We start from the raw sequence: 12,009 nt of genomic DNA on the forward strand, positions 1-12,009 counted from the left end.
GATGAGCCAACCGACCGCCTTGTTAAGCCCTGTATTGCCTGCTGAGTTACAGCATGAAGTGGATTTGGTATGGCCTACTTTAGTCAGACCGGATTTAACTTCGGAGCAGCATCAGGATCTGCAATTACTGCTGGCGGTTAGTCCTTTTTTAAGCCGGGTGATGCAGCAGCAACCAGAGCTGATTGCTGTGCTGCTGAATAAAGATCTATTGGCTCAGCCTTTAATACATCTGAACCCATTGTCTGATCTTGCTGATCAATCCGAAGCTACTGTATTTAAAGCTTTGCGCCGTTGCCGAAACGCACAACTGGCGCAAATTCTGGCGGCCGATATTCTCGCTGTGAAATCGACAGAGCAGTGCTTGCTGGATATCTCCGCTATGGCAGATAACCTGATTAACAGTGCTTATCAGTGGGCTTATCAGGATATAGCTACTCAGTGGGGCCAGCCTTTGGATCAACAAGGCAAGCCTATGCCTTTACTGATCTTAGGTATGGGAAAATTGGGTGGTGGTGAGTTGAATTTCTCATCCGATATCGACCTGATTTTTACCTATCCGCACAACGGTGAAACCAGTGGTGGCCGCAGGTCGGTTGAGAACCAGCAGTTTTTTACCAAGTTAGGTCAGAAGCTGATATCCGCTTTGCATCAGGTCACAGCCGATGGTTTTGTCTTCAGAGTGGATATGCGCTTGCGGCCTTTTGGCGATTCTGGTCCGCTGGTGCTGAGTTTTGCTGCGATGGAAGATTATTATCAGGCGCAGGGCAGGGAGTGGGAACGCTACGCTATGCTCAAGGCGCGTATTCTGAATCCTGACTCTGTGCATGCGCCTGAGCTGAATCAGCTGCTAAAACCTTTTGTTTATCGCCGCTATATCGACTTCTCCGCCTTGGAATCGCTACGCCGGATGAAACAGCTGATCGAGCAGGAGAACCGCCGTCGTAATCGCGTGGACAATATTAAGCTTGGCGCTGGCGGTATACGCGAAGTGGAGTTTGTGGTGCAAACTCTGCAGTTAATCCGAGGCGGGCGTCTGCCTGAGTTACAGCAAGTCTCTATTTTCAAAGCCTTAGAGGCTTTGCAAAGTCAGCAGCTGTTAGAGCCACAACAGTATCAGCAATTGCGACAGGATTATTTGTGGTTACGTAAAGTGGAGCAACTGCTACAAGGTTTGGACGATCAACAAACTCAAACCTTACCGTCTGATGAGCTAAACCGGCAACGACTGGTGCTGGGGTTAGGTTTTAGCAACTGGCAGCAACTGACTGACACCACAGCAGAGGCCATGGGTCGTATTCACCAGCACTTTAAATTAGTGATTGATCAGGGCGATAACCCTGAACCGGAAGAAATGGTGTTAGGTCGTTTATGCTGGGACAGTGAATTGCCGTCAGCAGATTTAGCTGAGCATCTGGACTGGTTAGCAGCTGATGAAGCAGTGCAATTGCTGGAGCATTTAAAGCAGTTTAAACAGGATTGCCAAAAGCGCAGTGTGGGTCCCCGTGGTCGTGAGCTTTTAGAAAAACTCATTCCGTTTTTATTGCATCAACTGGCAAAACAGCAAGGCTCGGCTGTGGTATTGCAGCGGGTGCTGGGCGTGTTCCGACAGATTGTCAGCCGTACTGCTTACCTTGAGTTGTTATCCGAAAATCCGCCTGCGCTGCAGCAATTGGTGATGTTATGCCATAAAAGCGGCTGGCTGGCTGAATATCTGGCGCGCTACCCGTTGTTGTTGGACGAGCTGATAGACCCGGCTCAGCTGTATCAGGTACCAGACTCGACAGATTACAGTGACAAACTACGGCAAGTGATGCTGCGGGTACCAACGGATGATTTAGAGCTGCAAATGGAAGTGTTGCGTCAGTTTAAACAGGCCCAACAACTGCGCATTGCAGCGGCCGATATCACGGGTATTTTACCTTTGATGAAAGTCAGCGACCACCTGACCTTTTTAGCCGAAGCCATTATTGCCGCAGTAGTGGAGTTGTCCTGGCAACAAATGGCAGAAAAGTACGGCCTGCCAGCAGGTTTAAAGCCTGAAGATGCCAAAGCTTTTGGGGTGCTGGCTTATGGCAAACTGGGTGGGCTGGAGCTGGGATATGGCTCGGATCTGGATCTGGTCTTTGTGCACCAGTGTGACAATCTTGCGCCGACTCAAGGTGACAAAGCCATTGACTCCCGTCAGTTTTATATCAAGCTGGTGCAGCGCATCGTACATATGTTTACTACCCGAACTCCAAGCGGCGTGTTGTATGAGATAGATACTCGCCTGCGTCCTGCCGGTAATTCAGGCTTATTGGCCGTACATATTGATACCTATGCTGAGTATCTGGAAAAAGACGCCTGGACCTGGGAGCATCAAGCCTTAGTGCGCAGCCGCCTGGTGTATGGTGATGACAAAATTGCCGGGCGTTTTAATCAAATACGCAATGAAGTCTTAGCCAAACCACGGGATTTAGCCGTGCTGAAAACTGAAGTGACAGAAATGCGGCAAAAGCTGCGACAGCATCATGGTGAGCAGTCAACAGAAGTCAAACACGCGTCCGGTGGCATAGTGGATCTGGAATTCATCAGTCAGTATCTGGTGTTGGCGTATGGCCATCAGCATGCAGATTTGTATTTTTACAGTGACAATATTCGTATTCTGGATGCGGCTGCTGCTGCCGGTTTATTGCAGTTGGAACAAACTCAGGCCTTACAACAGGCCTATCAGCAATTGCGGGGCGTAAGCCACAGACAAACTCTGGATCCTGCTACCGAAACCGCACAGCAGTTAGAGCAGGCGATGGAGCAAGTACGGCAGGTATGGGAGCAGTTATTCGATTGACGAGAGGCAGCACGCGCCGCAAGAGGTTTAACTATTGACCCTGCGGCGTGGCGCGTTGATATTAATGCAGTTTTGCTGCAAAAACGGAATGATTTTGTCAGTCAGTACCACAGCTCTGGAGACATTACAAAAGTAAGCCTGAACGGGTTGTTCAAAGTCTGAGGAGATAGCTTGTGATGCTTCCTGAATGGCACTGATATAACTGAAGTCAGTTTGGAAATAATGTTTTACTTTATAGTCTTTGGACAAGACCCAAAAAAGTTCCACACCTTCTTTTCTGCCTTGCATCGTCAGCACTGTTTTTAAGGTATCACCCACGCGGAAACGTCGGTCGGTTTCCTGTCCTTTCCAGTTCTCTGGCAAGGCGACCATACGATTGGCTCTGTCCTGCAACAGTGAGACCAGATTACTGTGATCATCCGTCAGTTCTATGACAAAATCAGCCGAGTCTTCGTCGTTATTGGTAAAGGAGCTACGGATATTGCTGTAAAAGTTAGTAAAACCTTTTACTGCTTCAGAACCTTTTTCAGACAGTGTGTCCGGCTTGAAGTACAGCAATTCAGGTTTAAACATCACAATAGCAGCAAGTATAAACAATAAAGCCGCAAGCAATAAGTGCTTGATCCAAAACCACATAGCTTTTATCCCTGGTCAGCGTCAACGCATCATAACTTGCCTTGACGCCGCCCTGCAACTTCAGTTCATTGCTGCTGAGCCTGATGCTTTTTTAATACAAGCTCGGGTCGTCCGGATTTGGCCGGGTTTTAAAGCGGCGATGTAACCACATATATTGTTCAGGGTGCGCCAGAATACCTTGCTCCAGCCACTGATTAACACGAGTCACATCAGCTTTAGCATCATCACTTGGGAAGTGGTCAAAAGCAGGTAAGGCATCGACACGGTAACCCTGATACCCAGGCAAACGGTAACAATGAATGGGCACAGTTTCACAATTGGCGCTGCCGGCAAACAATAAAGTGCCTGTGGTGGTCGCTGTCTCTTTGACGGCAAAAAAAGGCACGAACTCAGCTTTATTGCGGCCATAGTCCTGGTCGGGCAGATAAAAGCAGACTTCTTTTTCATTTAAAGCCTTAATCATGGTGCGAACATCCCGCTTACCTATCAGGTAGCGATTGGAACGAACCCGGCCATGGTATTGGAAATACTCCATAATTTCATTGTCGTTTGGACGGTAAAAGCCGACCGCAGGGCAATGAAAACCAAAAGTACGGGCAATCATTTCCAGCGACAAAAAATGACCACTGAGCAGCAACACGCCTTTGCCCTGATCTAAAATGGCCTGAATATGTTCTTTACCGGTGAAGTGGCATAAAGGACGGGCGCGCCAGTCTGGCCACCACCAGCCGATAAAGGTTTCAAAAGCGGCTTTGCCGGTTTCTTTAAAGTTTTGTTTTACTAAGGCTTCGCGTTCAGCTTCCGGCATATCAGGAAAACATAATTCCAGATTGCGGCGGGTTACTTTCACCCTGGATTTCATGGTTTTCATTAGCAACCAGCCGACGCCTTCGCCCATTTTCATCAGCACAGGGTAAGGCAGCCACAGCAGCAGCCACATCAGGCCTAAACCACACCATAAGGGCCAGTGTTTTGGATGCAAAAAACCAATGGTGAAACGTGGGACATGAACCACAGCAAATCCTCGGGCAAAAAAAGAGCGGCTATTGTAACGAAAAAAAACGGGGAAAAAAGCGCTAACTGGTAGGAACAGGCTCACCTGAAACTGCAATTACAGCCTCAGGTGAGAAAGTCTGGAAGAAGCTTTAGTTACCTAAAGCTCTGTTTACAGTGAATAAATCTTCTTCAGTTAAAGTACCAGCTGCTTGTTTTAAAGCTAAAACAGACAGGATGTAGTCGTAACGGGCTTTGGACAGGTTACGGCGGGCATCAAACAGGTTACGGGTACTTTGCAACACGTCAACAATAGTACGAGTACCTACTTCAAAACCTGCTTCAGTGGCTTTTAACGCACTTTCTGCTGAAACCACAGCTTGTTCCAAAGCTTTGGTACTGGAGATCAAAGCGCCTACGTTGTTGTAGTTGCTGCGAACCTGACGAATGACGCTGCGGTGGCTCAGTTCTAAGTCTTCAGCTGCTTCAACATAGTTAGCTCGCACTACTTCTTCATTGGCGACAGTGCCGCCACCGGCGTACAACGGCAGAACCAACTCAATGCCTACTGAGCTGCTGTCTGAGCGTGGAGAGTTAAAACCAACTCCGGTATCACGGTTTTCACTGGTGCTGTTACTAAAACCTGTCTGAGCTGTCAGATCAACAGTAGGGTAGTGGCCAGATTTGGCAATCTGGATATTGTGCTCTGCAATATCTAATGACAGCTTACGAATTTTCAGCTCCAGGTTATTGTCCTGCGCAGTTTGCACCCAATCCTGTGGATTATTTGGTGTCGGCTGGCTGGTGCTGAAACGTGCTGTGTTTAATGGATCCAGTTGTGAATGGTATTCGCCGGTAATTTCGCGTAAAAATTCACGGGCTGTTTCTAAATCATTCTGAGCACTGATTTCACGGGCAACTGCACTGTCGTACTGCGCCTGAGCTTCATGTACGTCTGTGATAGCCGTTAAACCTACAGCAAAACGTTGTTTGGTTTGTTCCAACTGACGTTCAATGGCGCGTTTTTCTGCGACAACAAAACTTAAATTGTCGTTTGCTGTTAATACATCAAAATATGCTTGAGAGACACGAACTATTAGAGTTTGTACTGCAGCGTCATAAGCCGTTTGACCTTGCAATGCAGCTTTTTCAGCGATAGACAGGTTCTCATAACGGCTCCAGTCAAAGATCGATTGACGTAAACTAATGCCTGCGCTGGTTGTAGTCGATTCAGTTTTAAACTGACCGCCTGTATCATTATCGAGTTGGTCGCTGAAGGATTTATTTGCACCAGCGGTTAAATTCACCTGTGGCAGTAAACGGGCTTTAGACACATCAATACCGGCTTTGGCTGCATCACGGGTGGCGGCAGCTTTTAATACCTGCGGGTCTTTTTTGGTGGCTAACTGATAAATGGTTTGCAAATTTTCGGCATTCGCCTGCACACTCAGAAGAGCCAGTGCCGAGCCTACCAACGTGCCTAACAAGGTTTTTTTCATAACCGAAAGTCCATAATGTTGCGAAAGTGAACCAATAATACCTTGTTGGTATTAACTAAGTAATGATTAAAGCGTAAACAGCATAGCTTCAAGTGTAACAGAATGTGAGTCTTCAAATGTCTGATTTCAAGCCAGAAAATTATCCATCCTTTCATCGTTCTGATGTAAAAATACTCGACCAGACCACAGTTTTTCAGGGTTTTTTCCGGATCGACAGCTACAAAGTACGGCATAAGTTGTTTAACGGAGGTTGGAGTGACGAAGTAAAGCGAGAATTATTCGAGCGTGGTCATGCCGTCATTGTGCTGCCTTATGATGTAAAAAATGACAGTCTGGTGCTGATTGAGCAGTTTCGCATTGGTGCTTTGCAGAATCCAAACGGCCCATGGTTGCTGGAAGCTATAGCCGGCATGATTGAGCTGGGGGAAAGTGTTGAACAAGTCGCACAACGTGAGTCAGAAGAGGAAGCAGGTCTGAAGCTAACAGAATTCTGGCCTATGCTTAGCTATCAGAGTAGCCCAGGTGGCAGTACAGAACGTATTTATTTAGTGCTGGCGCGGCTTCAGCAGCAAGTAGAAACTGGTATCTATGGCTTGGCATCCGAGCAGGAAGATATTAAAGTTCACAGCTTATCGCGCCAGACCGCTATGCAATTGCTACAGGATGGCAAAATTGATAATGCGGCTACTGTCATCGCCCTGCAATGGTTAGCCTTGAATCTGGACAAGGTACGCAAGGGCTGGGCTGAATAAATTCACTACAAGAGAGGTTAAGTCGCTGGTATGCCAAATCTGGCCCGAAAACGTTATGTGCCTTACTTGCCTGATTTTCTCAGTTTATGTGAGAGGAATTACGCACAGCTACGTTTTTTTCTGCCGGTCAATCAACGCGCAGGCCAACGTTGCCTCATTCACATTAACGCCAGCGAAAGTTATCAGGTTGAGCTGTTAGAGCTGTGTAAATACACCACCACCGTCAGTATTGAACTCATTAGCCAGTCGATGACAGGCTGGTTAAAGCCCCGTTTTGAGGTGCGTTTGTACCACGATGCCCGTTTGGCGGAAGTCTTGGCCTGTCAGCAGGTTCGGCAATTAAAGGCGGTCTACAGTTATCCGAATGTAGATATGTTATTGCCGGATGAAAAACGCCAGATTAATTTGTTACTGCGCGACTGGCTGAATTTATGCTCACGCCGTGGTTACCAGAATGCTGAGTTATTAGCCTGATGGCCTATGTGTTTGGACTGCAAGACTCTTATCGTGTAATTCAAATTTCTGATTGTCATCTGCTGGCGGAACCGGACGGCTGGTTTTACGGTGTGCAGCCTTATCGTCAGTTAGAGGCGCTTGTCAGTCAACGGCATCGGGAGCAACCCGATGCGCTGATCCTGACCGGCGATTTAACTCAGGATCATAGTCTGGCTTCCTACCAACTGCTTGCACAACTCCTCAGTGGCTGGTCTTGCCCTGTATTTTATCTGCCTGGTAATCATGACGATATGGAGTTGATGCAACAGGCTTTTGTATCATCACCTTTTTCTCCGGATACGGAGCTAAGTCTGGGCGACTGGCGGTTGTGTTTACTCAATAGCAAAGGACCGACACCGGCTGGTCATTTTGATACAACACGGCAGCAGCAGTTACAACAGCAGTTGTTGTCTTATCCTGCTGAAGCTGCAGTCTGGTTGTTTTGCCATCATCATATCAGCCCCATGGGCAGTTTTATTGACCAGCATATACAACTGGATGCCTCGGTATTATGGCAGATCATCGGCTCTGATCGGCGTATTAAGGGGGTTGCCCATGGTCATTGTCATTATGCCTATGACAAAATACAGCAGGGTATCCAACTGGTGGGCTGTCCTGCCAGTTCGGTACAGTTTTTGTTAACACCAGACTATCAGCCTGTTGCTGCTCGTCCTGGTTATATTGAATGGATTTTTAATGCCAATGCAAAAGCGGCTAGCGCAGTAGATTGGCAATTTCTGGAAGGGTAAATGTCTAAACTTGTTGTCTATTTACATGGCTTTGCCAGTTCATCGCAATCCGAAAAAGCTCTTATCACCAAAGCGTTTTTTCAGCAGCAATTGCCTGATGTCGAACTCTTGATGCCGGATTTACCCTATACGCCAAGAGAAGCTGTAAGTGCCATTGAGCAGGCGTTGAATGGCCGGCGTCCTGATGCGGTGATTGGCAGTTCCTTAGGGGGGTTTTTAGCCACTTATCTGGCCGAAAAAAACGGTTGTTATGCCGCACTGATTAACCCGGCTGTGGCCCCTTATGAGCTGCTAAGTCAGCATTTCGGTACTTACCATCATCCGGTGCTGAAACAGGATTTTGAAGTGGCAGCAGAGCATATGCCACTGCTGGCTGAACTTGAGCATAAGCCATCTGCGTTGGACAGGTATCTGGTGCTGTTGCAGCAAGGCGATGAAGTGCTGGATTATCGCAAAGCGGTGCAGTTTTATGCTGGTTGTACAGTAGATGTGCAACCAGGTGGGGATCATAGCTATCAGGGCTATGCCAATTGCCTACCCGCTATTGTTAAGTTTTGCCAAATAGAGTAAAACAACTGGTTGTTAATACAGTTATACCCTATTTGAAGTAGCTGCACAGAGCAGATAGTGATACTCAGATTACTTTGGGTATATTCAATGAGTGATTTAGTCATCAAAGAAGTGATGTTTGCCCTATGACAGACCAGCAATACAACGCCGATTCCATTGAGGTGCTGACCGGCCTTGAGCCAGTGCAGCGCCGTCCAGGTATGTATACCGATACCACCCGTCCTAACCACTTAGGCCAGGAAGTTATAGATAACAGCGTCGATGAAGCTTTGGCTGGCCATGCCGATTTAGTGCATGTGATTTTGCACGAAGACCAGTCGCTGGAAGTCATAGACAACGGCCGTGGTATGCCGGTGGATATCCACCCTGAGGAAGGGGTGTCTGGTGTTGAACTGATCCTCTGCCGTTTGCACGCTGGTGGCAAGTTCTCCAATAAAAACTACCAGTTCTCCGGTGGTTTGCACGGCGTAGGTATTTCTGTGGTCAACGCCTTGTCCAGCCGGGTCGATGTAGCGGTGCGCCGTGATGGTAATGTCTATGAAATAGCTTTTGAACACGGCAACAAAGTCAGTGAACTGGCAATTACCGGTACTGTAGGTAAACGTAATACAGGCACCCGCGTGCGGTTCTGGCCTGCGCCGGATTATTTTGATTCGCCGAAGTTTTCGGTCAGCCGTATGCTGCATGTGCTCAAAGCCAAAGCGGTATTGTGTCCTGGCCTCACCATCAAGTTTGACGACAAAGTAAACAACCAGAGTTATCAGTGGTGTTATCAGGCCGGTATCCGTGACTATTTAATGGATGCGGTCAAAGACATGGTCGCTTTGCCTGAGCAGCCTTTTGTTGGCAGCTTAAGCGCCAGCCATGAAGCCGTGGAGTGGGCCGTGCTCTGGTTGCCTGAGGGCGGCGAGTTGGTGACAGAAAGTTATGTCAACCTGATCCCAACAGCTCAGGGCGGCACTCACGTTAACGGTTTGCGGCAGGGATTGTTAGAAGCGCTGCGTGATTTTTGTGAATTCCGTAATTTATTGCCGCGTGGCATCAAGTTAACACCTGAGGACGTCTGGGACAGGTGTAGTTACATTCTGTCGTTAAAAATGCAGGAACCGCAGTTCGCCGGTCAGACTAAAGAGAAGTTATCGTCCCGTCAGGCTGTGGCTTTTATCAGCGGTGTGGTCAAAGACGCTTTTAGCTTGTGGTTGAACGAACACACGGACATTGCTGAACAACTGGCTGAGTTTTGTATCAACAATGCGCAAAAACGTTTGCGTGCGGCGAAAAAAATTATCCGTAAGAAAGTCACTGCTGGTCCTGCCTTGCCAGGCAAGTTATCTGACTGTTCCTCACAGGATTTAAACCGCACTGAATTGTTTTTTGTCGAAGGGGATTCAGCCGGCGGTTCAGCCAAACAGGCAAGGGATCGTGAATTCCAGGCTGTCATGCCACTGCGCGGTAAAATTCTGAATACCTGGGAAGTGGAATCTGAGCAAATCTTGGGTTCACAGGAAGTACATGATATTTCTGTGGCTATAGGTATGGACCCGAACTCAGCCGATTTAAGTCAGCTGCGCTACGGCAAAATTTGTATTCTGGCCGATGCTGACTCAGATGGTTTGCACATCGCAACCTTATTATGTGCCTTGTTTATGCGCCATTTCCGCCCGCTGGTGGAAGCAGGGCATATTTATGTCGCTATGCCGCCTTTGTACCGTATTGATTGTGGCAAAGAAGTATTTTATGCGCTGGATGAAGATGAGAAAAAAGGCATTCTGGATCGGTTAGAAGCTGAGAAAAAACGCAGCAAAATCAACGTGCAACGTTTTAAAGGTCTGGGTGAAATGAACCCATTGCAGCTGCGCGAAACGACTATAGATCCAAATACCAGACGCTTGGTGCAACTGACCATCGATGATTTGGTACAGACGATGGAAATGATGGATATGTTGCTGGCGAAAAAACGGGCCACAGACCGGAAAGACTGGCTGGAGATGAAAGGCGACCGCGCTATAGTGGCTGTGTAGCTATTGAGCCGTGCCTGAGGGATTACAGATGAAACAAAAACAATACCTCAGAACATGGGGAACTCTGTTAAGCCTCTGTTTTTGTTTGGCAGCTCCGCTGCAGGCGGAAGACGCGGTCTGGCCTCAATGGCTGGTGCAGGTCAAACAACAAAAAGCGCAACAACCGGAGCAAATGCTGCAACTTCTACAGCAGCAACAGTCATTTTATGGCGATTGGCCTGTTGAGCTGCAGGTGCAGTACTTATTACAGCTCTCTGATGTGTATGAAAGTTTGGGCAAACACCAGCAGCAACAGGAAGTGGCTGAGCGAGGTCTGGCTTTACTGGGCGAGCGCCGGGATTTAATCACCATCGATTTTTGGAACAATTTAGGTTTTGCCCTGGAGATGCAAAGCCAGTATCAGCAGGCCTTGCATTATTATCAGCAAGCGTCGGCTTTGGCGACAGAGTTAAAGGCTGAAAAACTGCATATCGAAGCGGACATTAATATTGCAGCTATTTACAGCATTCAGGATAAGTTTCAGGAGGCTTTGGTGCTGCTCAAAAGCAGTTATGACAGAGCTCTGGTGCTAAAAGACCCTGAAATTCTCGCCTACGTAAATGCTGAATTAGGGCTGTTGTACGTAGGCCTTGGTTTTGACAAAGAAGCCATAGACTTTATGGAAAAGGCTATTGCAGGTTATGAGGCCTTAGGTTGGCAAAAAGACAAAATGGATGTGCTGTTTAATCTGGCCAGAAGTTACAGCTACTTAGAACAGTACGACAAAGCTATGCAAAGTTATGATCAGTTGTTGCAGTTGGCGGTGGCGCAGCAGGATCAGGCTAATTTGTATTTCGCCTATTTGGGTCTGGCTTCTACCAGTAAAGATAATGAAAAGCTGGATGCTGCTTTAGCCTATATCGAAAAAGCCGAACAGTATTTGCCAGGCTTGCAGTCGACTTATCAAAACTCAATGCATCATTACGAAAAAGCGCTGATTTATCGTGAATTAGGGCAAACCTCTTTAGCCAGCCAGGAATTGGCTCAGGCGGAGCAAAGCTTAAGCAAAGAAGAAAATGATGCCAATCAATCCAGCCAGTTATGGATCCTGAATTTAAAAGCCAAGCTGGAAGCAGACTCGGGTCGTTATCAAAAGGCCTATGAGCATCTGGACCAGTTTTTTAAGGGCTATCACAAATTACGCAATAAAGAACATGAGCTGTCGGTCGAAAAATTGCGTTTAGGTTTTGATGCACAGCGCCAGCAAGCACAAAATGAACTGCTGGAAAAAGACAATGAATTACAGGCTCTGCGCCTGCAGGAAGCAGAACGTAAAAGACAAAACCAATGGTTATGGATTGGGCTCTTTGGCTCTACCAGTTTAATTTTACTGGTATTACTGCTGTGGCAACTGGCACGCCGTCAGGCCCAGATGCAGGCACAATTGCAGCAAAAGTCACTTGAGAAAACACACTAGAAACAGGCTAT

General features: G+C 47.5%; 10 protein-coding genes. 7 read left to right on the plus strand and 3 right to left on the minus strand.

The annotated features are described in order from the left end of the window. The first annotated feature begins 1 nt into the window (after position 1). Positions 2–2,827 (plus strand): bifunctional [glutamate--ammonia ligase]-adenylyl-L-tyrosine phosphorylase/[glutamate--ammonia-ligase] adenylyltransferase, encoded by a 2,826-nt coding sequence (glnE, locus tag IEW88_RS09055; protein WP_147903936.1) that lies wholly within the window; start codon positions 2–4, stop codon positions 2,825–2,827. A gap of 27 nt (positions 2,828–2,854) precedes the next feature. Here the strand turns inward: glnE and IEW88_RS09060 are convergent, their stop codons facing one another. The 3 genes from IEW88_RS09060 to tolC all read right to left on the minus strand — a co-directional run bounded on the left by IEW88_RS09060 (position 2,855) and on the right by tolC (position 5,955). Further along, a complete protein-coding gene (locus IEW88_RS09060) occupies positions 2,855–3,463 on the minus strand; it encodes a TcpQ domain-containing protein (RefSeq protein WP_053424239.1) in 609 nt (202 codons plus the stop codon). A 91-nt stretch (positions 3,464–3,554) separates the two neighbouring features. After that, positions 3,555–4,478, minus strand: a complete 924-nt coding sequence (lpxL, locus tag IEW88_RS09065) for an LpxL/LpxP family Kdo(2)-lipid IV(A) lauroyl/palmitoleoyl acyltransferase (RefSeq protein ID WP_147903937.1) — start codon at positions 4,476–4,478, stop codon at positions 3,555–3,557. A gap of 130 nt (positions 4,479–4,608) precedes the next feature. Next, the gene (tolC, locus tag IEW88_RS09070; protein WP_147903938.1) at positions 4,609–5,955 is read right to left on the minus strand and encodes an outer membrane channel protein TolC; all 1,347 of its coding nucleotides are present in this window, start codon (positions 5,953–5,955) and stop codon (positions 4,609–4,611) included. Positions 5,956–6,071: 116 nt separating this feature from the next. Here tolC and nudF point away from each other — a divergent pair, with 116 nt between their 5' ends. The 6 genes from nudF (at position 6,072) to IEW88_RS09100 (ending at position 11,998) form a co-directional block, all read left to right on the plus strand. Next, positions 6,072–6,707, plus strand: a complete 636-nt coding sequence (nudF, locus tag IEW88_RS09075; protein ID WP_147903939.1) for an ADP-ribose diphosphatase — start codon at positions 6,072–6,074, stop codon at positions 6,705–6,707. A 30-nt stretch (positions 6,708–6,737) separates the two neighbouring features. After that, a complete protein-coding gene (locus tag IEW88_RS09080) occupies positions 6,738–7,181 on the plus strand; it encodes a DUF1249 domain-containing protein (RefSeq protein ID WP_053424242.1) in 444 nt (147 codons plus the stop codon). Next, entirely contained in the window at positions 7,181–7,951 is a 771-nt protein-coding gene (locus tag IEW88_RS09085; protein ID WP_221411398.1) for a metallophosphoesterase, read from the plus strand. Before IEW88_RS09080 ends, IEW88_RS09085 begins: the two co-directional genes overlap by 1 nt. After that, positions 7,952–8,521, plus strand: coding sequence for a YqiA/YcfP family alpha/beta fold hydrolase (locus IEW88_RS09090; RefSeq protein ID WP_147903941.1), 570 nt, complete (start codon positions 7,952–7,954; stop codon positions 8,519–8,521). It abuts the gene before it with no gap. A 125-nt stretch (positions 8,522–8,646) separates the two neighbouring features. After that, on the plus strand, positions 8,647–10,542 hold the full coding sequence (gene parE / locus IEW88_RS09095) for a DNA topoisomerase IV subunit B (protein ID WP_147903942.1): 1,896 nt from the start codon (positions 8,647–8,649) through the stop codon (positions 10,540–10,542). Between the two features lie 28 nt (positions 10,543–10,570). Beyond that, entirely contained in the window at positions 10,571–11,998 is a 1,428-nt protein-coding gene (locus tag IEW88_RS09100) for a tetratricopeptide repeat protein (RefSeq protein WP_147903943.1), read from the plus strand. The last annotated feature ends 11 nt before the right edge of the window (positions 11,999–12,009 follow it).

The organism is Rheinheimera tangshanensis (genome assembly GCF_014645135.1).
Classification (GTDB): domain Bacteria; phylum Pseudomonadota; class Gammaproteobacteria; order Enterobacterales; family Alteromonadaceae; genus Pararheinheimera; species Pararheinheimera tangshanensis.

What these genes read in the sequence shown, in the direction of transcription:
- glnE (WP_147903936.1), top strand. Translation starts at nt 2, where the DNA reads ATGAGCCAACCGACCGCCTTGTTAAGCCCTGTATTGCCTGCTGAGTTA.
- IEW88_RS09060 (WP_053424239.1), bottom strand. Translation starts at nt 3,463, where the DNA reads ATGTGGTTTTGGATCAAGCACTTATTGCTTGCGGCTTTATTGTTTATA.
- tolC (WP_147903938.1), bottom strand. Translation starts at nt 5,955, where the DNA reads ATGAAAAAAACCTTGTTAGGCACGTTGGTAGGCTCGGCACTGGCTCTT.
- nudF (WP_147903939.1), top strand. Translation starts at nt 6,072, where the DNA reads ATGTCTGATTTCAAGCCAGAAAATTATCCATCCTTTCATCGTTCTGAT.
- IEW88_RS09080 (WP_053424242.1), top strand. Translation starts at nt 6,738, where the DNA reads ATGCCAAATCTGGCCCGAAAACGTTATGTGCCTTACTTGCCTGATTTT.
- IEW88_RS09085 (WP_221411398.1), top strand. Translation starts at nt 7,181, where the DNA reads ATGGCCTATGTGTTTGGACTGCAAGACTCTTATCGTGTAATTCAAATT.
- IEW88_RS09090 (WP_147903941.1), top strand. Translation starts at nt 7,952, where the DNA reads ATGTCTAAACTTGTTGTCTATTTACATGGCTTTGCCAGTTCATCGCAA.
- parE (WP_147903942.1), top strand. Translation starts at nt 8,647, where the DNA reads ATGACAGACCAGCAATACAACGCCGATTCCATTGAGGTGCTGACCGGC.
- IEW88_RS09100 (WP_147903943.1), top strand. Translation starts at nt 10,571, where the DNA reads ATGAAACAAAAACAATACCTCAGAACATGGGGAACTCTGTTAAGCCTC.